21 protein-coding genes are annotated in these 23,051 nt (G+C 69.4%); 14 read left to right on the forward strand and 7 right to left on the reverse strand.

What is annotated here, in order from left to right; all coding sequences use genetic code 11:
* Window positions 1-58 precede the first annotated feature (58 nt).
* Window positions 59-802 (forward strand): hypothetical protein, encoded by a 744-nt coding sequence (locus CHC09_RS11535; RefSeq protein ID WP_089293015.1) that lies wholly within the window; start codon window positions 59-61, stop codon window positions 800-802.
* A gap of 250 nt (window positions 803-1,052) precedes the next feature.
* Here the strand turns inward: CHC09_RS11535 and CHC09_RS11540 are convergent, their stop codons facing one another.
* From CHC09_RS11540 to CHC09_RS11545, 3 genes are all read right to left on the reverse strand, one after another.
* Entirely contained in the window at window positions 1,053-1,862 is an 810-nt protein-coding gene (locus CHC09_RS11540) for a protein kinase family protein (RefSeq protein ID WP_089293016.1), read from the reverse strand.
* A gap of 82 nt (window positions 1,863-1,944) precedes the next feature.
* Window positions 1,945-2,115: a hypothetical protein gene (locus CHC09_RS46225; protein WP_179277040.1), complete on the reverse strand. Its 171-nt coding sequence runs from the start codon at window positions 2,113-2,115 to the stop codon at window positions 1,945-1,947.
* Window positions 2,112-3,239 carry a radical SAM protein gene (locus tag CHC09_RS11545; RefSeq protein ID WP_089293017.1) on the reverse strand — a complete coding sequence of 376 codons (1,128 nt, stop codon included), beginning with the start codon at window positions 3,237-3,239 and terminating at the stop codon, window positions 2,112-2,114. Before CHC09_RS11545 ends, CHC09_RS46225 begins: the two co-directional genes overlap by 4 nt.
* Before the next feature lie 1,080 nt (window positions 3,240-4,319).
* On the opposite strand from CHC09_RS11545, the gene CHC09_RS11555 reads away from it, so the two are divergent.
* The 5 genes from CHC09_RS11555 to CHC09_RS11575 all read left to right on the forward strand — a co-directional run bounded on the left by CHC09_RS11555 (window position 4,320) and on the right by CHC09_RS11575 (window position 8,837).
* Complete coding sequence (locus tag CHC09_RS11555) at window positions 4,320-5,558, forward strand: helix-turn-helix domain-containing protein (protein ID WP_089293019.1); 1,239 nt, start codon at window positions 4,320-4,322, stop codon at window positions 5,556-5,558.
* Window positions 5,559-5,592: 34 nt separating this feature from the next.
* Window positions 5,593-6,150 (forward strand): GNAT family N-acetyltransferase, encoded by a 558-nt coding sequence (locus CHC09_RS11560; RefSeq protein ID WP_089293203.1) that lies wholly within the window; start codon window positions 5,593-5,595, stop codon window positions 6,148-6,150.
* Window positions 6,151-7,048: 898 nt separating this feature from the next.
* Window positions 7,049-7,894 carry a hypothetical protein gene (locus CHC09_RS11565; protein ID WP_089293020.1) on the forward strand — a complete coding sequence of 282 codons (846 nt, stop codon included), beginning with the start codon at window positions 7,049-7,051 and terminating at the stop codon, window positions 7,892-7,894.
* Window positions 7,884-8,207: a hypothetical protein gene (locus tag CHC09_RS11570; protein WP_089293021.1), complete on the forward strand. Its 324-nt coding sequence runs from the start codon at window positions 7,884-7,886 to the stop codon at window positions 8,205-8,207. The genes CHC09_RS11565 and CHC09_RS11570 overlap by 11 nt, the downstream gene beginning before the upstream one ends.
* 276 nt (window positions 8,208-8,483) lie before the next feature.
* Entirely contained in the window at window positions 8,484-8,837 is a 354-nt protein-coding gene (locus tag CHC09_RS11575) for a hypothetical protein (RefSeq protein WP_089293022.1), read from the forward strand.
* A 401-nt stretch (window positions 8,838-9,238) separates the two neighbouring features.
* Here CHC09_RS11575 and msrA read toward each other — a convergent pair whose 3' ends face one another.
* Together msrA and CHC09_RS11585 are read right to left on the reverse strand one after the other, a co-directional pair.
* A complete protein-coding gene (gene msrA / locus CHC09_RS11580) occupies window positions 9,239-9,901 on the reverse strand; it encodes a peptide-methionine (S)-S-oxide reductase MsrA (protein WP_089293204.1) in 663 nt (220 codons plus the stop codon).
* 2 nt (window positions 9,902-9,903) lie between these two features.
* Window positions 9,904-10,350 (reverse strand): HIT family protein, encoded by a 447-nt coding sequence (locus CHC09_RS11585; RefSeq protein ID WP_089293023.1) that lies wholly within the window; start codon window positions 10,348-10,350, stop codon window positions 9,904-9,906.
* Window positions 10,351-10,374: 24 nt separating this feature from the next.
* On the opposite strand from CHC09_RS11585, the gene CHC09_RS11590 reads away from it, so the two are divergent.
* The 4 genes from CHC09_RS11590 to CHC09_RS11605 all read left to right on the forward strand — a co-directional run bounded on the left by CHC09_RS11590 (window position 10,375) and on the right by CHC09_RS11605 (window position 15,576).
* The gene (locus CHC09_RS11590; RefSeq protein ID WP_089293024.1) at window positions 10,375-11,526 is read left to right on the forward strand and encodes a cystathionine gamma-synthase; all 1,152 of its coding nucleotides are present in this window, start codon (window positions 10,375-10,377) and stop codon (window positions 11,524-11,526) included.
* A 41-nt stretch (window positions 11,527-11,567) separates the two neighbouring features.
* Window positions 11,568-12,926 (forward strand): amidase, encoded by a 1,359-nt coding sequence (locus CHC09_RS11595; RefSeq protein WP_089293025.1) that lies wholly within the window; start codon window positions 11,568-11,570, stop codon window positions 12,924-12,926.
* 92 nt (window positions 12,927-13,018) lie between these two features.
* On the forward strand, window positions 13,019-14,254 hold the full coding sequence (ilvA, locus tag CHC09_RS11600; protein WP_089293026.1) for a threonine ammonia-lyase: 1,236 nt from the start codon (window positions 13,019-13,021) through the stop codon (window positions 14,252-14,254).
* Between the two features lie 83 nt (window positions 14,255-14,337).
* Window positions 14,338-15,576: a M48 family metalloprotease gene (locus CHC09_RS11605; RefSeq protein ID WP_179277041.1), complete on the forward strand. Its 1,239-nt coding sequence runs from the start codon at window positions 14,338-14,340 to the stop codon at window positions 15,574-15,576.
* A 61-nt stretch (window positions 15,577-15,637) separates the two neighbouring features.
* Here the strand turns inward: CHC09_RS11605 and greA are convergent, their stop codons facing one another.
* Window positions 15,638-16,132: a transcription elongation factor GreA gene (gene greA / locus CHC09_RS11610; RefSeq protein ID WP_089293028.1), complete on the reverse strand. Its 495-nt coding sequence runs from the start codon at window positions 16,130-16,132 to the stop codon at window positions 15,638-15,640.
* A 181-nt stretch (window positions 16,133-16,313) separates the two neighbouring features.
* Window positions 16,314-16,793 carry a DUF4307 domain-containing protein gene (locus CHC09_RS11615; RefSeq protein ID WP_089293029.1) on the reverse strand — a complete coding sequence of 160 codons (480 nt, stop codon included), beginning with the start codon at window positions 16,791-16,793 and terminating at the stop codon, window positions 16,314-16,316.
* A gap of 55 nt (window positions 16,794-16,848) precedes the next feature.
* On the opposite strand from CHC09_RS11615, the gene mca reads away from it, so the two are divergent.
* The 4 genes from mca to CHC09_RS11635 all read left to right on the forward strand — a co-directional run bounded on the left by mca (window position 16,849) and on the right by CHC09_RS11635 (window position 22,882).
* Window positions 16,849-17,730: a mycothiol conjugate amidase Mca gene (mca, locus tag CHC09_RS11620; RefSeq protein WP_089293030.1), complete on the forward strand. Its 882-nt coding sequence runs from the start codon at window positions 16,849-16,851 to the stop codon at window positions 17,728-17,730.
* Between the two features lie 16 nt (window positions 17,731-17,746).
* Window positions 17,747-18,097: a hypothetical protein gene (locus CHC09_RS11625; RefSeq protein WP_089293031.1), complete on the forward strand. Its 351-nt coding sequence runs from the start codon at window positions 17,747-17,749 to the stop codon at window positions 18,095-18,097.
* Window positions 18,098-18,344: 247 nt separating this feature from the next.
* Entirely contained in the window at window positions 18,345-20,855 is a 2,511-nt protein-coding gene (locus CHC09_RS11630; RefSeq protein ID WP_179277042.1) for a putative bifunctional diguanylate cyclase/phosphodiesterase, read from the forward strand.
* A gap of 35 nt (window positions 20,856-20,890) precedes the next feature.
* Window positions 20,891-22,882: a thioredoxin domain-containing protein gene (locus CHC09_RS11635; protein ID WP_089293033.1), complete on the forward strand. Its 1,992-nt coding sequence runs from the start codon at window positions 20,891-20,893 to the stop codon at window positions 22,880-22,882.
* Window positions 22,883-23,051: the final 169 nt, after the last annotated feature.

Genomic DNA, 23,051 nt, shown 5'->3' on the forward strand with positions numbered 1-23,051 from the left:
GGTTCCGCTACCGATGCACCCTACTTCCCTGAACGTTCTTCCCCGCTCGGGTCGAGGTGTGGCCTACCTTGGCGCGCTGCTTGGCGCGGCCGTTTCGATCGCGGCCAACGTCGCGCACTCGTTCATCCCGCCGGACGGCGCCCCAGCCGGCTGGTCGCCGCGTGTCGGCGCGGTGTTGCTCTCGATCTTCTGGCCGGTCGCCCTGGCGGTCGTGATCGAGCTGGCGGTCCGCGTGCCGTGGCCGAGCGGCTGGCAATACATCGTCGTGCGGGCCGTCGGCCTCCTCCCGGTCGCGGCCGTCGCGGCGGTCGTCTCTTACCGGCACGGTTCCGGCCTGCTCACGTACTACGGTGAGGACCCGATCACGACGAGGTTCGGGCCGGTCGCGGTCGATGGCCTCCTACTGATCGCGACGATGGCGATTGTGGTTACCGGCGACCGCGCAGCCGTGGTCAAGGCTGCCCTTCCGGTTGTCGCATCCGCAGCGCCTCGCCCAGTGCCGCTCGTTGTTCCGGCGGGCATCCGGGTGCTGCCGCTGGTGACGCTCAGAAATTCGCAGGCGAACGCAACCGGAGCGCCGGTACCTCCGTCCACCGCGAGCGGGACCGGAGCCGCAGAGAATTTCTCAGGCGGTGAGCCGGCCATCCCGCCGCCGCCTCCTGGTGGCCGTCCAGCCGCGCAGACTCGGCAACTCTGGGAGGCGCTGAAGAAGGTAAACCCGAAGCTCACCCAGACGCGCGCCGCCGAGCGGCTCGGGATCTCCCGGTGGGCGTTGCGGTCAGCGCTCGAAGCAACCGTGTGACGTGAAGAAGGCCCGGCCCCGGCAGCTCACGAAGAGCGGCCCAGGCCGGGCCTGCGGCCGTCCGGGGCCGCACCAGCCCGCGCATCGTTGGGGGCGAATCAAACGGGCCGGAGTTCGCACCCGGCCCGGCAGGCGCCACGGGGAAGAGCCCGCCGAGCCGGGCGGTGAGCGGCGCCGACTACGTTCCCTGGGACGTCCGCCGGCAAGCAGACAGCCCGAGGCCGGCGCCACGACTTGATCGCCTGTTCGGTTAGATCTCCAGGCTGCGGCGGTGCGAGGCCCAGCTTTCAGATGCCTTGACCAGGCGAAGGGTCCACGCGTCCTGAGTCCGCTCGCCTTCGCTCAGCCAAAATCGGGCATTGGCCGCCGCGAACCGGGTAACCGCCTCTGGTGAGCCGCTCGACCAGGTCGAGACTTTCTCCGCCCACTGCTCCGCTGCCGGCGGGGTGTGTCCGGCCGCGATCAACCAGATCACCCAAAGCGCAGGGTCCAGCCAGGCCGCGCCCCGAGTGGCCCATCCCCAGTCGACGAGTCGGGCGCGGTCACTGATCAGAACGTTGGTGTCGTTCCAGTCGGTGTGAAGTAGTGACGATCCGGCGAGTTCTTCTGCCGCTGCTGGCCGGTCAACGTACTCGGCCCACCGGACCTCCGCGCGGCGGAGATCAACGGGCGGACACTTCATGGCCGCGATGTCGTGCAGAAGCCCTACGACGAGGGGCAGATCGGCGGAGCCGGGGCGGTAGTCGACGTGTCGGCCCTGGAGAGCCGTGAATACGAGCAGGTCCCATCCGCCCGACACGATGTGGCCGGCTAGGTCTGCACCGACATCTTCGAGGTAGGGGGCGATATCGGCCTCGCGCTGCTGGGTGAATACCCATCGGTGATCACTCGGCAGGCCCTTCACGAAGTAGGTGCCGCCCGCAGCCTCCAGCCGGATAGCAAGATGGCTGTTCTTACCCGCGTCAACCTGTTGAGCGGCATGTACTGGACCCGTGACCTCTTCGATCAGCGATCGAACCGAGTGCGGGAGAGCGAAGTACTGGATGCGGACGCTTGGCACGGATCGCCTTCCTGGGATCTCCGGTCGGGTTGCCCCGGACGGCAGCGCCATGGCACGCCGGCCGCCCGGGGCTAAGGGGTAACTAGTCGCCGTACGGGTTCGAGTCGCCGCACCCGCGGGTGTTGCCGACGGAGATCTGCTCGACGGTGGTGATGACGATGCCGACCGGCTCCGCCGACGGGGCCTGCGAGACGACCGTGGAGGTCGCCGACTCGGGACGGCGGGACATGATCTGAACCGGGGTGGGGCTCATGACTTCTCCTTCATGCCGTGCTGACAGTAATGACCTAGTGGTGCCTTCGCTTCCTGGTACACGCGCGCCATGGGTCGGCATACCCGGCAGGTGGACGAGAGCTTGCAGCCCGTACATCCACCCGTGCGAAGCATTTGGGCGTCTGCGATTCCAGGCAGACGCAGGAGGCCGGCTGGGCCTTCGACCAGCAGGTTGATGGGGTTGTCGCGCCCGACCTGGCACATGGTGACCATGCCGTGGGGGTCGACGGCGAACGACGTATGACCGGCCGGGCAGCCCGCGAAGGCATCCGTTTTGCCGATGTAGGCACCCGCCTGAGCGTCGAGAGGACCGCGCTCACCTCGCCAGGTCGGCGAAAGCGAGCCCACGATGCGGTGCGAATCGCTGAGCTCGTCGGCGAGCGACTTCATGTCTTGCACTTCGTGTTCGTTGTGCTTGGTGACAAGAATCGTCACCTCGATCGGCAACCTGGCTGCCTTCGCGGCCTGGAGGCCACGAAGAGTCATGGTGAAGGCGGTCTTGTTCCTGGTGAGCGCCTCGGTGGACTCGGGGGTTGCCCCGTAGATCGAGACGGTGATCTTGTGCGGCGGCCGGTTTGTGAACAGGTCGATCAGCTCAGGGCGAGCGAGCCGGGAGCCGTTCGTCAAGATCTCGATCATCATTCCGGCGTCATAGGCGCGCTCGTAGGCGGGGATGAAGTCTGGGTCGATGAGCGGCTCACCGCCCGTGATCTTGAAATAGAGCACGCCCATATCGCGCAACGTGTCGATCATGGTCAGCTTGGCGTCTCTGGACATGCCGGCGAAGGGGCGCTCCGGTAGGTAGCAATGCTCGCAGGCGAAGTTGCAGCCGAGGTTGATCTCCCACGAGGCGCGGCTGTACGTGACCGGCTGGGTTGACGGCGGCCGAACCAACAGCGTCTCTCGGATGGGCCGGGATCTGAAGGCCACGCCTGCCCATGCTTGCTCGGCGGCGTCAGCGAACCAATCGGGAACATCGCCGCCCTGGTCCGCTACGTCGCCGAGCAGAGCGTAGAAGCGCGATGGCAGTTGTAGGGCTTCAGAGCAGCCGGGCCGGACGGCGACGAACTTATCCTCTTGCGGGCTAACGATTGCCTCGAACACCTGGTGCCTCCCTCTGACCTTGCGGAAGCTCTACGGATTTGCCTTCCGTGCTTGCGCGGCCCTGACCTACGCCGCCGTCGCGCTGTCAAGCACGAGGTCCCATGCCGTCCGGATCTAGCTCCAAGGTCTAGCGACCTTTAGAAGGCGTTTCCGGGTCAGGGATCCAGACCTCGCGGCCGGGACCACTCCCGGTATCGATCCAGATCAAATCGCCCGGTCGCCCATCGGGGCCGTCCTGTCGGGAAATGACGGCGAACGTGGGTGGATCGTCCTCCGGGTCGCACGCTCCGCTGACCCGGCTCATCGGCTCGCCTCCCTGATCTGCGGGGTCCAGTGGAGGAACCGCTCGAACAACTCGGGCGCCGAGACTGGAGGCAGCTCTCGGGCGGCTTTCTCAAGGAGCCCCCACATCAGAGTGCGTAGCTCCGTCGGGTTCATCGCCCCGACCAGGTGCTCTCGCGCCGGGCTGCACGGCCAGGCCTCGCCGCACACGTTGCAGTCCCAGCGGGGCCGTTCGCCCTGGTGGTCCATTCGAGGAACTACCACGAGGAGCCCCCTCTTGCACGGCGCTCCTGGGCCGGGGTCAACGCACCTGCGCGGCCGACCTGGAACAGCGGCTTTGTGTTCGCGTTCCAAGCTGGAGCGCTCGGCGGAGGGTCGCTGACCGATGTCTGAGTGCGGCGCTCCTCATGCTGTCGGCTCTCTTCCATCCATGCCTCGATGCACGGCCAGGGCAAGCCGCAGGTGCAGCGGGGATGGCTGAAGAGCCACCACCTACGCGCCCTCTTGCGATGCTGCATTGCGCCTCCTACGGTTGCCAGCCGATAGGGCCACGCCGGAGAGTTGAACGCAGCGGTGACGAGGTCACCGACAGCGTTGCGGACAATCTGAACGAGGTGTGTCGTGGCCGGGCATCGTTTGATGCTCCACTCGCCGCACCGCCGCAATGGCAGGTGCGGCGAGCGAGGATCTTGTGACGCCGTGTTGCCAGTCTTGAGCGAACTCGGCCGGCTCTCCAGGTGTTGTCAGTTGGCAACCCTTGCCTTGACAACACCCTCCGTGCGATCAGGATGATGGAGCGTGGCCGAAAGAGAATCCTTTAAGGATGCGTTGCGTCGTATTCGAGAGGCACGTGGCCTCTCGCTTCGAGCGCTGTCGCGCATCGCACCGCTTGACGCTGGCCACTTAAGCAAGATCGAAAATGGGCGTCGCGCTCCAACCCTGGATGTTGCCAAGGCACTCGATCGGGCCCTACAGAGCAAGGGCGAACTAATAACACTTGCTCACCTTGAAAGGTCCGAACGTGTGCGACGAGCGCTACCGTTTGATCCCATGAGACGACGAAGTCTTCTCGCGTTGGGGGTAACGGCAACCGCCATCGCCAGCACGGGACCTGTGAACACACCTCGTAGTGCCAAGATCGGCATTGCTGATGCCAGGGAACTCCAAGACGCCGCCGCATGGCTGTATGGCCTTGACTACCAGCACGGCGGTGCGACCCTTTGGCGCGCAGCTAAGGCCGCAGCCCAGGATGGCCATGACATGCTCGAAAATGGGCTATATGGTGACGTTGTCGAGCAGCAGATAATTAAGGCAACAAGCCGCGTTGAAATGTGTGCAGGATGGTTAGCGTTCGACGCTGGCCGACACGATCTTGCCCGGTCGTGCTACACGGAAGCGCTTGCCCTTGCCCGCCAAGTTGGTGATGCAGAGGTTGAGGTTCACGCCCTATCGAATCTCGCCTTCCAAAGTAACGTACTTGGTCGCCCGCGCGAGGCAATGCGTTTCATTGAGGGCGCAGTGCGCGCGGACTCGGCGCCACATGGGCAAGCTTTCCTTTCGGCAATCCCGCACCTTCGGCGCTCTGTGGCGCTCTCTCTTAGCAATGACAAAACAGGGCACGAGAAGGCGATCGGGGCGGCACGAAAGGTTCTTGATAGAGACCACGACAAGCCGGCCGAGGAGTGGTGCTCTTTCCTCAGCGCGGCAGAGCTGGATGGCGTCGAAGGGACTTGTCTGGTTGAGCTAAGGCAACCAAAGCGGGCTGGAATCCTACTAGAACGCGCCATTCGGGGGTTGGATCTCAACTATGCCCGCAACAGGGCGCTATATCGCGTGAGATTGGCGCGCGCGCGACTTGATTCGAAACTCGCCGACGGGGCAGCAGAGGCCGCCGTTGCAGCCCTGGACGATCTTGATAATCAGGTCGCAAGCTGGAGGGTTGAAAGCGAGCTCGCCACCGTTGTGACACGTTTGACAGAGTTTCCGCACGAGGGCTCAGTCAGAGATTTCTTGGATCGATACCACGCTAGGAAGTAAATAGCTTAGATCCCGCTCGACGAGAAAGGTGACCATGGCCTCACCCGCAGAACTGAACGTCTCGACCCTGCAATCTCCAGATTTGGAGAAGCGCCGAAAGGTGTTGCTTGACGTCTATGAAGAGGTCTATCGCGAGCGGCTTGGAGACCCATTTTTCTCAACACCGCGGTACTGGGAAAGGCTCCAGGGCTACGCATCCCGACAGGGTTTCGCAATATCGATCGGCGAGGCAGGCGGGACCCCCATCGGCTACGCGCTCGGCTACACGCTTCCCGCCGGAAGTGGGTGGTGGCGAGGACTGTCGTCCGACGTCAGCAAGGACGAATTGCACGAGGATGGACACCGAACGTTTGCGTTGACAGAAATAATGGTGCGCGAATCTTGGCGCCGTCGCGGCTTCGCGCGTCGACTGCATGACGAGCTATTAGCGAATCGGAAAGAGGATCGGGCAACCCTCTTGGTTCTTCCGGACAACACTCCCGCAACGACTGCATATGCGTCTTGGGGATGGCAGAAGCTAGGCGAACTGAAGCCTTTTGACGACTCCCCAACTTACGATGCAATGGTCGTTTCACTGCCGATTGCGTCATGACGCACGCTGGCAGCCGCAGCATGACGAACGCCTTCACCTGATCGTGATCAGTGCTTGTAGGCGGGCTGCCTGATCGGTATGCCGAGCGAGAGCAGGAAGCAGCCGCCCGGACGAAGCGGGCGACGGCGTCGGGCGCTGATGCGCCGTGCGCGAGCGCGGCAAGGGGGCCGACGGCCCATCGTCAGAGGGTTACGCAGTCGGGCGCCGGGGAGACCCGGCCTGCTTGCGTCTGTGACGAAGTGACGGAACGAACGTCACTCTGTATTGCTGCTATAGGAGTCGTCGTCGTCCTATAGCAGCAATAGAGAGTGACGCAACTTCCGTCACTCCGTCACACCGGCCGAGCCCTGTAAGTCCGCCACCCTCCGCGTGCACACGTCCGCGCTCCCGGCCCACTTGCCACTCGGGCGCACCGCTCGCGCTGCCCACCACCACCGCCACACACGACCGTCCCGCCGCCTCGGCAGGCCGGTCGCGCCGCCGCGCCTCGACCCTCTGGGCGGGAGTCGAGGCGGGGCGCCGCAATGTGCAGCAGCTCCCGGGCGGAGCCGGAAGCCTCTCAGTACCAAGGCTCCGCCCGGTCACCCCCTACCGCCCGCCAAACCACCGTGGCCCACGCCGCCCGGGACCGCCCCTGCCCGCCCAACGACAAGGAGCCTCACCGCCCATGCCGCGCCGCACACCCGCCGCGCTCCGCCATCGCCGCCAGCGGCGGCGTTATCCGGCTGCCCGCCCGAATGGCGGTCCCCGCCCGGCCCTCACGGTCAACCGCCAAGACGTCAGCGCCATGCACGGCGGGTACCGCCTCATCCGAGTACAGGGCGAGACCCCGGTCTACGCCTACTCGGACGCTGCCTGAGCACCCCGCCGCCTCACCGCCCAACAGGAAGCAGCATCGATGAACGTAGACCCCAAGACCGCTCGCGAAATCCGAGCCGGACTCGGCGGGCACGGCGCGCACACCGCCGAGCCCGAGTGCCCCATCCCGTACAGCGCGCTCGACCGCCCGGAGTTCGCCGACCTCGCCAAGGCGGTCACCGCCTGGGAGGCGGCGGTACACAAGCGCGAGGATGCCCAACTCGACTACGAGGACGCCGAGAGCGCCTACGGACGCGACCTCGCCGCGTGGAACCGCGATCAGCAGGCGCTCGCCGTGCGAGTCGCCCAGGGCGATGCTGTGCCGGCCGAACTCCCGGCCCGTCCGGTCGAGAGCAGCTACGAGCCGCATACGGATCTCATGAGCCGTCTCGCCGAGCGGGCCATGGTTGCCGAGCGGCGCGCGACCCGCGCCGTCGAAGCCGAGTACCGCAAGGTGGCGGCAGCAATCACCGCGTACGCCGCCGAGCAGCAGCGAGAGCGCAGTGCTCACGTCCGCAGCGTGCTCGCCGAGGCGCTCGCCCAGGTCGAGACTCTCCGCGCTGCACGCGCACTTGCCCTCGCATCGCGAACGGTCCAGACCGCCGACGAGATCGGCGAGGCCGCGGGTTGGTCGCCGGAGCGCGCCCGCCAGCGTCACGCGCTGGAGCGTGCCCACTTCTACGCCGCTGAGCAGTTCGGCAGGCGAGCCGCGCGAGAGCATGAACAGCACCTCGGCGAGGCCATGTCCACGCTGCGCGGGTATGTGGAGGCGGTAGCCGCTGAGAACTTTGCCGCCGCGTGGCCGGACCATGCCGATCCGGCCTTCAACGCCCGGCGGTCGTCCACCGAAGAACGAGCACGAGGAGCGTCCTTCCGTGGTATCTGATGAGCGCCTGAGCGAGATCGTCGCGAAGGCGACCGCGCCCCGCCCGCCCGCGCCGACGCGGGAAGACTTCGTGAACTCCACGGCGCGCCGCTTCGACCTGACGCCTGAGCAGGCCGCGCGCATCGACGCGGAGACGCCTGGCGACATCACCCGGCAAGCCCGCGAGCTGAGATATCAGGCCGCACTCGCTCGGGCGACCCCCGAGGACGGTCCAGTCATCCGCCTCGCCCTGGTGCCGGGCCACGGTGTCCCAGACCAAGCACCGGAGAACTTCGACCCTGACACGATCGTGCGACGTCTCCGCGCACGCTGACCAAGCATCGCTGACCGGTCCGGCCGCACCTCCGCGCGGTCGGGCCGTTCGCCTATCACCGCCGCGCTCGATCGAACTCACGCCGCACTATCACCGAGCAGGCCGCGACGCCGCGTGATGTCACTCTGCGTGCCCTGGGGGAGGAGCCCCTCCGGCTCAGTCTCCCCACCGAAGCTGCATAGCACCCGCCCCGACAAGCGCATGGCTCCTCTGCACACCGTAACCAAGCGTGACCGGCCTCCGTGCCCGCCTACGGTCACCAGAAAGGCCCTTGCCTTGACCTATTCCGCCCCGATCGAGCCGCCCGGCAACCTCACGCCCGACGCCCTGGACGTCTTCGAGGACGTCGTCTCCGAGCGCGGCGACAAGATGACCCCGGAAGCCTTCGCCGCCCTCGTCCAGGCGTGCCGATTGATCAGTCTCGCCGACCGTGCCGAAGACGCGATCGGTGACGCCTGGATCATCCAGGGCTACCGAGGACAGCCCGTGGCTAACCCGCTCCTTGGCGAGGCCCGCATGGCACGTGCCTCCGCCGTACAAGCCCTCAAGGTCGTTGGCATCGTGCCCGGCAGTACCTCAGCGAGCCGCGCGGGCGCGGCGCTGGCCGGCGCTCGCTGGCGGCGCTCGTGAGCCGCCGCACCGCCGGACGGCCGCCCGCGTCCGTATTCGCCGTACCCATCCGCGACCTTCCAGACTTCGTGCCCACCGACCATGCGACACCGCCCGCCGACGGATGGACAGCAGAGACGCTCTGGGCCGCCGCTTGGTCGTACGCCGACCAGAACGCCGACGGCCACCCACCGACCGCGCTCAACGCATTCAAGACCGCAGCGCGCCGGTATGACGCCGCCCGTGGCATCTCCGCCAGGTCGATGCCGTCTGTCGCCCGTCAGGACCTCATAGCCCGCCTCAATGGCACCGACTACGCCAGGCGTAGGCACCACGCGCCATAGACAAGGCCCCACTTCGGACGTATCCGGAGTGGGGCCTTTTGTCTTCGGCCTGACCAGGGCGTTTAGGTCGCCTGATGGCTACTCGGCGACCTTCGCGACCCCGACGGGGCATGTCATCCCGTTGGGACCAATACCACAATATCCGCTGGGGTTCTTGGTCGGGGCCAGGTACTGCTGGTGGTAGTCCTCGGCGAAGTAGTACTTGCCCAGCGGGGTGATCTCGGTGGTGATCTCACCGAGCCCGGCCTTGGTCACCACCGGCTGGAACGCCGCCAGGGACGCTCGCGCCGCCGTGGCCTGCGCCTCGGTGGTGGTGTAGATCGCCGAGCGGTACTGGGTGCCGAGGTCGTTGCCCTGACGCATGCCCTGGGTCGGGTCGTGGTTCTCCCAGAACGCCTTCAGCAGCTGCTCGTAACTGATCCTGCTGGGGTCGTAGACCACCCGGACCACCTCGTTGTGGCCGGTGGCGCCCGAGCACACCTCTTCGTAGGTCGGATTGGCGGTGAAGCCACCCGCGTACCCGGCCGAGGTGGAGTGGACGCCCGGCAGTTGCCAGAAGATCCGCTCGACGCCCCAGAAACAGCCCATCCCGAAGACGGCGGCCTCGTAGCCGTCCGGCAGCGGGCCCTCCAGCGGGGTCCCGAGGACCTCGTGCCTGTCGGCGACCGGCATCGAGATCAACCGGCCCGGCAGGGCGGTCTCGGCGGTGGGCAGGTCAAGCTTCTTGTGCCGCAGGAACACGGTCACTCCCTTCGTCCGCTGTCTGTAACGCCGCGACGGCGGAATTCCTTACCGATGTTCCCGGCGATCTCCGCCGCCTCCTCGTCGCCGGCGTACTTGCGGCGGGGCCAGAAGAAGCCGCGCAGGCCGTCGCCCTTCGTCCGGGGTACGACGTGGGTGTGCAGGTGCGGCACCGACTGGGAGACGAGGTTGTTCATCGCGACGAACGTCCCGGTCGCGTTCAGGGCGGCGGGCACCGCTTCGCTCAGCTGCTGAACGAGCCGGAAATATCCGGGCAGCAGCGGTGGCGGCAGCTCGGCGAACTGGACGATGTGCGGGCGCGGGACGACCAGGACGTGCCCTTTGAAGACCGGCCGGGTGTCGAGGAACGCCATCCCGGCCTCCTCGTCGGCCACCACGAACGCCGGGACGGTTCTCGCCACAATCGCACAGAACACGCAGTCGGCCACAACGTGAGACTAGCCTTGCGCTACATGACAACCGATGACTACGGGTTCGACACCCTCGCTATCCACGCGGGTCAGGACCCGGACCCCCGCACCGGCGCGGTGGTTCCGCCCATCTACCAGACCAGCACGTACGCGCAGGACGCGGTCGGCGCGCCACGGCTCGGCTACGAGTACAGCCGGTCCGGCAACCCGACCCGGGACGCGCTGCAGGAGTGCCTCGCGGCGATCGAGGGGGGCCGGCGCGGGCTCGCCTTCGCCAGCGGCCTCGCGGCCGAGGACACCCTGCTGCGTACGGTCTGCCGGCCCGGCGACCACGTGGTCATCCCGAACGACGCGTACGGCGGCACCTACCGGCTCTTCTCCAAGGTCGCCGAGCGCTGGGGGCTGGACTGGACCGCGGCGCCGCTGGACGACCTGGACGCGGTGCGCGCCGCGTTCCGCCCCGGGCACACCCGGCTGATCTGGGCCGAGACGCCGACCAACCCGCTGCTCAACATCGCCGACATCGCCACGCTGGCGGGCCTGGCCCACGAGTACGACGCGCTGCTCGCGGTGGACAACACGTTCGCCTCGCCGTACCTGCAGCAGCCGCTCACCCTCGGCGCCGACGTGGTGATCCACTCCACCACCAAGTACCTGGGCGGGCACTCCGACGTGGTCGGTGGCGGTCTGGTCGTGGCGGACGCCGGGTTCGGCGACGAGCTGGCGTTCCACCAGAACGCGATGGGCGCGGTGAACGGGCCGTTCGACGCGTGGCTGACCCTGCGCGGGATCAAGACTCTGGGCGTACGGATGGACCGGCACTGCGACAACGCCGAGCGGATCGTCGGCTACCTCAGCGAGCACGAGAAGGTCGCCAGCGTCCTCTACCCGGGCCTGGACACCCACCCGGGTCACGAGACCGCGGCCAAGCAGATGAGCCGCTTCGGCGGGATGGTCTCGTTCCGCGCGGCCGGCGGTCCCGAGCAGGCGATCGAGATCTGCAACCGGACGAAGCTGTTCGTGCTCGCCGAGTCGCTGGGCGGAGTCGAGTCGCTGATCGAGCACCCGGGGCAGATGACACATCTGTCGGCTGCGGGCTCAGCGCTTGAAGTTCCCGCCGATCTCGTGCGACTGTCTGTCGGCATCGAAACCGTTGACGATCTGCTCGCTGATCTGGAGCAGGCGCTCGGCTAGGGTCTTTGCCCACAGCACCGGAGAACGCGGGAGATTTCTCGATGGAGAGCACGACCTGGGTTGGCGCCACCGCTAAGCAGATCGCCCGGGCGGTGCGGCGCGGGGACACCAACGCCACCCAGGTCGTGGCCGACCATCTGGAACAGATCGCCATCTCCGACCCCGAGCTGGGCGCCTTCCGGGTGGTCCGGGGCGGTGAGGCGATCACCGAGGCGGAGAAGGTCGACGAGCAGGAGGACCTGGCGAACCTTCCGCTGGCCGGCGTGCCGGTGGCGGTCAAGGAGAACACCGCGGTCGCCGGCCTGCCCTCCTGGCACGGCTCGGCGGCGGCTCGCACCCGTGAGGTGGCCGAGGAGGACCACGAGGTGGTCCGGCGGCTGCGCGGGGCGGGCGCGGTGGTGGTCGGCGTCACGAAGATGCCGGAGATGGGCCTCTGGGCGGTCACCGACGACGAGAACGGGCCGACCCGGAACCCCTGGGACCTCAGCCGTACGCCCGGTGGGTCGTCCGGCGGCTCGGCCGCCGCGGTGGCGGCCGGGCTGGTCCCGATCGCACAGGGCAACGACGGGCTGGGCTCGATCCGGATCCCGGCCGCCTGCTGTGGGCTGGTCGGGCTCAAGCCGGGCCGTGGTGTGGTGCCGGTCGACTTCGGCGACAAGGACTGGTTCGGCCTGGTCGAGAACGGCGTGCTGACCACCACGGTGGCGGACGCCGCGCTCGGTTTCAGCGTGCTGGCCGGCCAGGCGCCGGTGAAGCTGGTCGAGCCGGGCAAGCTGCGGGTCGGGGTGTCGCTGCGGTCGCCGGTGGCCGGCGTCAAACCGGACGAGGCGAACGTCTCGGCGGTCGCCACCGCCTCGAAGCTGCTGGTCGACGCGGGGCACGACACGGTCTCCGCGGATCCCCGCTACCCCACCGGGGTGGCGCTGGGCGTGCTGGCGACCTGGTTCGCCGGGGCGTACCAGAACTCGCAAGGTCTTGACGTGCGCGACCTGCAGCCGCGCACCCAGCGGCACATCCGGCTGGGCCGGGCCGTGCTGCGGGCCGGGCTGGTCCGCCAGGCACAGCGCGCCGCCTGGCGGGAGCGGTCGATCCGGTTCTTCGCGGATCGCGGCGTCGACCTGTTGCTGACCCCGGCGCTGGCCACCGCGCCGCCGTCGGCGCTCTCCTTCTCCTCCCTCTCCTGGTACCAGAACATGCAGGCCAACGCCCGGTACGCGCCCTACCAGGCGCCGTGGAACTTCGCCGGGCTGCCGGCCATCGTGGTGCCGGTCGGCTTCCGGCCGGACGGCCTGCCGCTCGCCGTGCAGCTGGTCGGCCCGCCCGACTCGGAGCTGCTGCTGCTCTCCGTGGCCGGGCAGTTCGAGCTGCAGAACCCCTGGCAGCGGCACGCCCTGGTGTGACGGCCGGTCTCCGGCCTGTTCCGGGGTGTGTTGGGACACGCCTGGTGACCAGCTCGGAACCGGTCAGGGGACGGGTGGCACGATGAGTTCTCATGACGGACCTGCTCTCCCTGGCGGACGTGGAATCGGCTCGGGAACTGCTCGGCGAGGTCGTGAAGACCACGCCGCTGGTGACCTCCCGGCCGCTCACCGAGATCACCGGGGTGCCGGTCTGGCTCAAGTGTGAGAACCAGCAGCGTGCCGGGTCGTACAAGGTGCGCGGGGCGTACACCCGGATCTCCCGTCTCCCCGAGTCCGACCGGGCCCGTGGGGTGGTCGCGGCCAGTGCGGGCAACCACGCCCAGGGGGTGGCGCTCGCCGCCGGTCTGCTGGGCATCAAAGCCACCGTCTTCATGCCGGAGGGCGCGCCGCTGCCCAAGGTCGCCGCGACCAAGGGGTACGGCGCGACCGTCGAGTACGCCGGCAGCAGCGTCGACGACGCGCTGGAGGCGGCGAACGACTTCGCCCGCCGGACCGGGGCGGTGGTGATCCACCCGTTCGACCACCCGGATGTCATCGCCGGGCAGGGCACGCTCGCGCTGGAGATCCTCGAGCAGTGCCCGGAGGCGGGCACGATCGTCACCGCGGTCGGTGGCGGCGGGCTGGTCTCCGGCCTCGCCGTGGCGGCCAAGGCGTTGCGCCCCGACATCCGGATCGTCGGGGTACAGGCGAGCGGAGCGGCCGCGTTCCCACCCTCGCTGGCCGCCGGGGTGCCGCAGAAGCTGGAGTCGTGCCAGACGATCGCCGACGGCATCGCGGTGCTGCGGCCCGGCGACCTCACCTTCGCGCACGTCTCCAAGCTGGTCGACGAGGTCGTCACGGTCACCGACGACGATCTGTCGGCGGCGCTGCTGATCCTGCTGGAGCGGCACAAGATGGTGGTCGAGCCGGCCGGCGCCGCCGGGGTGGCCGCCCTGCTCACCGGGGCGTACAAGCCGCCGCACGACGGCGGCCCGGTGGTGGCGATCCTGTCCGGCGGCAACATCGACCCGATGTTGCTGCTGAAGGTGATCGAACACGGTCTCGCCTCGGCCGGCCGGTACCTGCGCCTGGCGGTGCGCTGCACCGACCGCCCGGGCCAGCTGGCCCGGATGCTGGCCGAGATCGCCGAGCAGCGGGCCAACATCGTCGACGTGGTGCACTCCCGGCAGAGCCCGCGGCTGGGCTTCGGCGAGGTGGAGGTGGCGCTCTCGGTGGAGACCCGGGGCCCGGCCCACTCGTCCGCTCTGATCAGCGCCCTGCGTGAGGCCGGTTACCGGGTCGCCCTGCTCTCCGACGCCACCCCCTGAGGAACCGGCTTGCCGCAGTCCCGATGGGCCGTGGATGATCACCAGCCGTGTCTAACGCGGAGAGCTGCCCGAAGTGTGCGGCGGTGACGATCAGCAAGCGCTCAGCCGTACCGTGGTGCCCGGCGTGTGAGTGGAACCTGGACCTGTTCGATCCGGAGAGCCGGGGGCCGGAGCTGGGTTGGCGGTGGGTGGACCGGCGACTGTTCCGGACCGCGTACTGGCTGACCCGGCGGCAGTTCGCCGAGCTGAAGGGCAAGCCGTTGGCCGATCGGGCGCCGTCCGCGGCTCGGATCGCCACGGTGGCCGTCTCCGCGCTGCTGCTCGGCGCGGTCGGCACGCTGCTGGTGACCGGGGTCTGGCTGCTCACCTACGACTTCTTCAACCTGGTCAACCTGATCGGTGCGCTACTGATCGTGATCGCGGTGTTCCTCCGGCCGCGGCTGGGCCGGCTGTCCCGCCTCACCGACCACGCCACGCCGCTCGACCGGGCCACCGCGCCGACCCTGTTCACGGTCGTCGAGCGGGTGGCCGGGGCGGTCGGCGCGCCGATGCCGGACGTGATCCTGCTGTCCGCCGAGCGCAACGCGTTCACCGCCACGGTCGGGCTGGGCCGGCGCCGGGTGATCTGCCTCGGCGCCCCGCTCTGGAGCGTGCTGGACCCGCAGGAGCGGATCGCGCTGCTCGGGCATCAACTCGGGCGTTTCGTGAACGGCGACATTCGGCGAGGCCTGGTCACTCAGGCGGCGGAGACCACGCTCGGGCAGGTGTCACAGCTGCTGCGCCCGGCGGGCAGCGGGGGTAGCTCCGGGCCGCTCTTGAGCCTCATCGCCGAGTGGGTGGTGTCGATCCTGTCCCGGCTCGTCGCCCGGATCTTCCTGCTCCTGCACCTGATGCTGCTGTGGATCAGCCTCCGGGACTCGCAGCGGGCCGAATATCTGGCCGACGAGCTGGCCGCGCGGGCGGCCGGCAGCGCCGCGATGATCCGGCTGCTCGACCAGTTCCTGCTCAACGACGCGATCGACACCGTGGTGCGCCGGGAGGCCAGGGCCGGCAACGGTGCGGCCGCCTGGCGGACGGCGGCGCACGACGCGCGGGCCAACCTGGCCGCTGACATGACGGCGTACCGGCAGCTGAGCCGGCGTACCGAAGCGTCTCTCTTCGCCACGCATCCGCCCCTCGGGATGCGGGCCGACCTGATCGAGGCCCGAGCGGCGCAGCCGGCCGCCGTGGTGAGCATCGAGCCGGAACAGGCTCGGATAGACGAAGAGCTCGCGGCGCACTACGAGCGAGCGCGCCGCGAGCTCGCCGTCGCGGCCTGGTGAGGGCTCCGCCCTCGAAGACGGCTCGGTGAGGTTCGGCCTTCGAGGGCGGCTTGGCTGAGGCTCAGCCCTCGAAGGCGCCGAACTTGACGACGGTGACCTTGATGTCGGCGCCGCTGGGCGCCGTGTAGGTCACGGTCTGGCCCGGGCGGGCGCCGAGGATCGCCTTGCCGAGCGCTGACTCCGGCGAATACACCGTCAGGTCGGTGGTGGAGGAGATCTCGCGCGAGCCGAGCAGGAAGGTCTCGGTGTCGCTCTGGTCGTCGTCGAAGTAGATCGTCACGACCGAGCCGGGCACCACCGAGTCGGCGGCCTGGACCTCGCCGACCTCGGAGTTGCGGAGGAACTCCTTCAAGTAAAGGATCCGGCCCTCTTGGCGGCTCTGCTCCTCACGGGCCGCGTGGTAGCCGCCGTTCTCCCGGAGGTCACCCTCCTCGCGCCGTGCGTTGATCTCCGCCGCTATCGCCGGGCGACCCGCGATCAACTCGTCGAGCTCGGCCTGCAGCCGGTCGTATGCGTCCTGGGAGAGCCAGGTCTTCGGCGCCTCGGAACTGGACACGGTCGATCTCCTTGTTGGAACGGCAGTGCACGAAGCTGGATCGGGCAGTGCACGGAGCTGGGATGGGCAGTGCGCGGAGCTGGAACGAGCAGTCTGTGATTGGGTGCGTTGTGAACGCAGCGAATCACCAACCTTACCAGCGGTGCGCATTCCAGCGGATCGGTCGATCTCTCGCCGGGCCTCAGCCGACCGGGCGGCAGCTCATCACGTCGCCCACCGAACCCCGCGCCGTCGTCGGCACCGACTCGGTCACCACGATCTCGCCGCCACCCGGTTTCGCGGGCACCGTGATGGTGCGAGTGCCCACCTCATAGCCCTGATAATCCCGGGCGCGCAGCCGGCAGCTCGCGGTCTCGCCGTCCGGCACCCGGACCGCAAACTTGATCACCATCTCGGCGTCGGTCGGCTCGCTCCACCCGATGATCTCCGGGCGGTAATCCGTTTGGCCGAATTTCTGGTAGTAAGCCCAGGTCACGGCCAGTGCGGCGAGCAGGAAGACGCCGGCGGTCACGGTCAGGGCGATCGGTCTGCCGCGCCGCGGTTCCCGGCGGCGGCCGTACCGCCCGGGTGGGAAAGCCGGGGCTGTGGCGCGCGTCTCGCTCACCTGGCGGCCTCTCGTGCGTTTGTTGTCGGTGGCATCGGCCAGAATGGCAGAGTCCATCTTCGCAGCCGATCCCGGCCCGCCGTCGGCAGGCCTGGTCGAGAGGGTAATCAACGTGGCAGAGCAACTGCGTCTCATGACCGTGCACGCGCACCCGGACGACGAGTCCAGCAAGGGTGCCGCCACGATGGCGAAGTATGTCGCCGAGGGCGCCCAGGTGCTCGTCGCCACCTGTACCGGGGGTGAGCGGGGCAGCGTGCTCAACCCCAAGATGGACCGGCCCGAGGTGCTGGCGGACATCACCAACATCCGCCGCGCGGAGATGGACCGGGCGCGCGAGATCCTCGGCGTGGAGCAGGCCTGGCTCGGCTTCATCGACTCCGGGCTGCCCGAGGGCGACCCGCTGCCGCCGCTGCCGGACGGCTGCTTCGGCCTGCAGGACCCGCGGGAGGCGGCCAAGCCGCTGATCAAGCTGATCCGCGAGTTCCGCCCGCACGTCATGACGACGTACGACGAGAACGGCGGCTACCCGCACCCCGACCACATCATGTGCCACAAGATCTCGGTGGTGGCCTTCGACCAGGCCGGTGACCCGGAGCTCTACCCCGAACTCGGTGAGCCCTGGCAGCCGCTGAAGCTGTACTACAACTCCGGCTGGACCCGGGCCCGGATGCTCGCGCTGCACGAGGGCATGCTCGCGGCGGGCCTGGAGTCGCCGTACGCGGAGTGGCTGGAGAAATGGTCGGACCGGCAGGACCGGGGCGACAAGATCACCACCCGGGTCGAGTGCGGGGAGTACTTCGCGGTGCGCGACGACGCGCTGCGCGCGCACGCCACCCAGGTCGATCCGGACGGGTTCTGGTTCCACATCCCGCTGGAGATGCAGCAGAAGGTGTGGCCGACCGAGGACTTCGAGCTGGCCCGCTCGGTGGTGGACAGCCCGGCGCCGGAGTCCGACCTGTTCGCGGGCATCCGGGAGAAGGTCGAAGCCGCCTGAGCAGTACGCTGAGGGCGTGGACATAATCGCGGTCAACAACTTCGGGGACACCCGTGACGGCGGCCTGGCCGGCCCGATGGGTCTGTTCCTGATCGTGCTGATGTGTATTGCGACCGTGCTGCTGATCCGCAACATGAACAAGCGCATTCGTCGGCTTCCCGACAGTTTCGAGGACGAGGCCGAGCGCGAACGTGTGGCGGAGATCGCGCGGCTCAATGCAGATCTCGAGCGTTCCGGCGGCGACGTCGCGGACGGTGTCGAAGCGGATCGATCGGCCAAGACCGTCGGCGCCGCGGAAGACGAGGTGGCAGCGGTGCCAGAGGCGAAAGCGGAGTCCCCGTCGGAGTCCGGTCGTACCGCACAGTGATCGTTTCGTTGCCCACCGCGCCGGTTCTGCGGTCTGCGGTGGGTGGCGAGTGCCCTTGTTCGCCTTCCGTCAAGCCCTGTTGCGTTCACCGCGATTGATTTAGCCTTCCGCCCGGGGGCCATACGGCTTCTGGACCCTGCGCGGAAGGGGGCGCCGACATGACCGCTGTCCGGCGCCGACTCTCGGTTCCGCAACTGCACGTGCATCTTCCTGTGCCATCGGTCCGGGCGCGATCATGATCCCCCCGATGTCGCCACACCGTCGCGCGTGGATCGAGCTGACCGGGCGCTCCCGGCCGGTCCGCGTTCTCACCGTCACCGTCGTCGTGGCCGCCCTGGCGGCCGTGCTCCTCGGCGCGCTGCAAACCGCCCACCTGCCGACCGGCAGCCCGCTCTCCCCGGTCGACGGCGGCTGCGTGGCGGTCGTGCTGGCCGCCATCGCGCAACTGGCCGGCCTGCGCTTCCGGCTCGGCCCGGACGCGGTCTCGGTGAGCTGGGCCGAGGCGGCGGTGGTGGTCGGGCTGGTGATCTGTCCGGCCGGCTGGCTGCCGGCCGCGACCCTGGCCGGCATCGGTGCCGCCTGGCTCCTGCTGGCCTGGCTGACCGGGATGCGGAACATCGCCGAGATCGTCCACCTGGTCGCCTCGATGACCCTGGGCGTGTCCGCCGCCGCCCTGGTCACGTCCCTGCTGGCCGGGGACGCCGGGGTGCGCAGCGGGCGGCTGGCGCTGGCCCTGGTCGCCGGCGCGGCCACCTATCTGCTGATCACTTTCGGGCTGGTGGTGCTCACCCTGACCCTGCAGCGGGGCACCTCGCCCGGCCAGGTCGCGGCCAAAGTGCTCTACGCGAAGGCGCCGATGTCGACCGGCAACGTGCTCGTCGGGCTCTGCGCGGTGTACGCGCTGGTCCGTGAGCCGTTCTGGCTGCTCGCCTTCGGGCCCGCGCTGTGGCTGCTGCACCGGACCTACCGCTTCCACCTGCGCGCCGGCGAGGAACGCCGGATGTGGGAGGCGTTCGCCGCCGCCACCGTCCGGCTGCCCGGCACCAGCGAGGCCGAGGTGGCCCGGGCCGGGCTGCGCGGGGCACTGGACGTCTTCGGTGCCCGCCGGGCCGAGCTGGAGCTGCACTCCGAGTACGGCAGCCGCAGATACAGCCAGGACGGGCCGGGACAGGACCCGGGCGGGGCGCGCTCCGGCCCGGCGGTCACCCGGAGCATGGCGGTGGCCGGGCGGCCGGTCGGTGAGTTCACCGTCTGGCTCGGCGAGCCGACGCTGCCGGTGCCGAACGACGAGGCGGTGATCACGGCGTACGGGGAGGCGCTGGCCGGGGCTCTGCACGACGCGGCCGCGCACCAGCGGATCGCCGAGCTCGACGCCCGGGTCGCGCACAACCGGGTGCACGACCCGCTGACCGGGCTGATCAACCGGTCCGCGCTGGTCTCCGACGGGGACGCGGTGCTGCGTACCGGCCGGCGTGACCGTCCGGCCGCGCTGCTGCTGCTGGACGTGGTCGACTTCCGGGGCGTGAACAGCACGCTCGGCCACGGCGGCGGCGACGAGGTGCTGCGGGTGATCGCGGAGCGGCTCACCGAGCAGGCTCGCCCGGGCGAGCTGGTCGCCCGGATCGGTGACGACGAGTTCGCGCTGCTGCTGCCGGCGCTGACCACGCTGGCCGACCCGGCCGGCTGGGCGCACGGCGCGCCGCACAGCCTGTCCCACGCCCTGCGCCGGGCCCGCGAGCTGGTCGAGCAGCTGCGGCTGCCGATGCAGGTGGCGGGGGTCCGGCTGGCCGTCGAGGTGACCGTCGGCGCGGTGGTCGCCCAGGCCGGGCACGTCGAGCTGAACGAGCTGCTGCGGCGGGCCTCATTGGCCGCCGGGCGGGCCAAGGAGCAGGGGCTGACCGTCGGGACGTACGACAGCGGTCAGGACGCCAGCAGCACCGACCAGCTGGCGCTGCTCGCCGAGCTGCAGGACGCGTTCGCCGCCGACGACCAGATCGTGCTGCACCTGCAGCCCGCGGTCGACCTGATCACCGGCGAGCCGACCGGCTGCGAGGCCCTGGTCCGCTGGCGACATCCGCGGCGCGGGCAGCTCTCCCCGGGCGAGTTCCTGCCCGCCGTGGAGCGCAGCGAGCTGCTGATCCCGTTCACCCGGCGGGTGCTCGACCTGGCCCTGGCCGCCGCCGCCGACTGGACCGCGTACGGCATCGACGTGCCGGTCTCGGTGAACGTGTCGGCCCGCAGCCTGACCGATCCGACCTTCCCCGCACAGGTCACCGAGGCGCTGCGCCGGCATCGCACGCCGGCCTCCCGGCTGGTTCTGGAGATCACCGAGTCGGTGGCGGTCAGCGAGCGGGACATCGTCGACGACGTGCTGGCCCGGCTGCGGGCCACCGGGGTGCAGCTGTCGCTGGACGACTTCGGCACCGGCTTCTCGTCGCTCTCCTCCGTCACCCGGATCCCGGTCGACGAGATCAAGATCGACCGATCGTTCGTCGACGAGATGATCGACAAAGCCGCGGCCGGCGCTGTGGTGCGCGGCGCGGTCGAGTTGGGCACGCGACTGGGCGTCCGGGTGGTCGCCGAGGGCATCGAGACCGTCGAACAGCGGGCCGCGCTGATCGCGCTCGGCTGTCCATCCGCCCAGGGGTACCACTTCTGCAAGCCGATGCCGGCCGACAAGATCGTCCAAGCCCTCTCCCAACTGCGGAAATCCTCCTCCGCCACGGTGACGCCACTGCGCGCCGACGGAGCCTCCTGACCGTCGCGCCCGGCCCGGCGTGAGAGGCTTGGGACATGGCCAACCGTCTCGCCGACGCCACCTCGCCGTACCTGCAGCAGCACCGGGACAACCCGGTGGACTGGTGGGAGTGGTCGGAGGAGGCATTCAAGGAAGCGCGCGAGCGGGACGTGCCGGTGCTGATCTCCGTCGGCTACGCGGCCTGCCACTGGTGTCACGTGATGGCGCACGAGTCGTTCGAGGACGAGGCCGTCGCCGCACAACTCAACGCGGACTTCGTGGCGATCAAGGTGGACCGTGAGGAACGGCCCGACGTGGACGCCGTCTACATGACCGCCACCCAGGCGATGACGGGGCAGGGCGGCTGGCCGATGACGGTCTTCGCCACCCCCGGCGGCGACCCGTTCTACTGCGGAACCTACTTCCCGAAACAGAACTTCACCCGGCTGCTCGCCTCGGTCACCAAGGCCTGGCGGGAGGAGCGGGAGGGGGTGCTCAAGCAGGGCGCTGCGGTGGTCCAGGCGGTCGGCGGCGCCCAGGTCGTCGGCGGGCCGACCGCGGCGATCTCCGCGGAGCTGCTGGCGGCCGCGGCCACCGGGCTGGCCAAGGAGCACGATCCGGCGTACGGCGGTTTCGGCGGCGCCCCGAAGTTCCCGCCGCACATGGACCTGCTTTTCCTGCTGCGCCACCACGAGCGCACCGGCTCGGCCGAGGCCCTGGAGCTGGTCCGGCACACCGGCGAGCAGATGGCCCGTGGCGGCATCTACGACCAGCTGGCCGGAGGCTTCGCGCGGTACGCGGTGGACGCCCACTGGACCGTGCCGCACTTCGAGAAGATGCTCTATGACAACGCGCTGCTGCTGCGGGTCTACACCCAGCTGTGGCGGCTCACCGGGGACGTGCTGGCCCGGCGGGTCGCCGACGAGACCGCCGAGTTCCTGCTCCGCGACCTGCGCACACCGGCCGGTGGGCTGGCCTCGGCGCTGGACGCGGACACCGACGGGGTCGAGGGGCTGACCTACGCCTGGACCCCGGCCCAGCTCACCGAGGTGCTCGGCGACGAGGACGGTGCGTGGGCCGCCGACCTGTTCCGGGTCACGCCGGGCGGCACGTTCGAGCACGGGAAGAGCGTGCTGGTGCTGGGGCGCGACATCGACGCCGCCGACCCCGAGCTGATCGGCCGCTGGCAGGACCTCCGCGCCCGGCTGCTCACCGCCCGCGCCGAGCGCCCGCAACCGGCCCGCGACGACAAGGTGGTCGCGTCGTGGAACGGGCTGGCGATCACCGCCCTGGCCGAGCATGGGGTGCTGACCGGCTCCGCCTCGTCGCGCGACGCGGCGATCGGGCTGGCCGGGGTGCTCGCCGAGCGGCATCTGGTGGACGGGCGGCTGCGCCGGGTCTCCCGGGACGGCAAGGTCGGCGAGCCGGTCGGGGTCCTGGAGGACTACGGCTGCGTCGCGGAGGCGTTCCTCGCCGTGCATCAGATCACCGCGGATCCGCGGTGGTTGCGGGCGGCGGGCGGGCTGCTGGATGTCGCCCTGGCCCATTTCGGTACGGGGTCAGGCGGGTTCTACGACACCGCCGACGATGCCGAGAAGCTGCTCACCCGGCCCGCCGACCCGACCGACAACGCGACGCCGTCGGGTCTGGCCTCGATCTGCGCGGCGCTGGTGTCGTATGCGGCGCTGACCGGGGAGACGGCGTACCGGGAGGCGGCGGACGCGGCCCTGACGACGGTGGGTCCGCTGATCGAGGGTCATCCGCGCTTCGCCGGCTACTCGGCGATGGTCGCGGAGGCCGTGCTGACCGGCCCTTACGAGATCGCGGTCGCCACCACGGACCTCACGGATCCGCTGGTCCTGGAGGCCTTCCGGGAGGCGCCCGGCGGTTCCGTCATCGTGGCGGGCACACCGGACCTGCCGGGTGTCCCGTTGCTGGCCGACCGCCCGCTGATCGACGACAGGGCCACGGCCTACGTCTGCCGCGGCTTCGTCTGCGACCGTCCGGTCACCACGCCCCAGGAGCTGATCGCCCGCCTCCAGCGTTGAGGTTTCAGGCGGCGGCCGGCAAGTGGTCGTTGGGGGAACTCCGCAGCAGCCAGGCGAGCGGGAGCTTCGTCGTCGTCTCGTAGTCGCCGGCCGCAGTGAGGCGGTGAAGCGTGGCCGCCGTCGCCATCGAGACCTGGGATGCGGATGCCTGCGGCTTGTAAGATCTGCC

Source organism: Actinoplanes regularis (genome assembly GCF_900188005.1).
Taxonomy (GTDB): domain Bacteria; phylum Actinomycetota; class Actinomycetes; order Mycobacteriales; family Micromonosporaceae; genus Actinoplanes; species Actinoplanes regularis.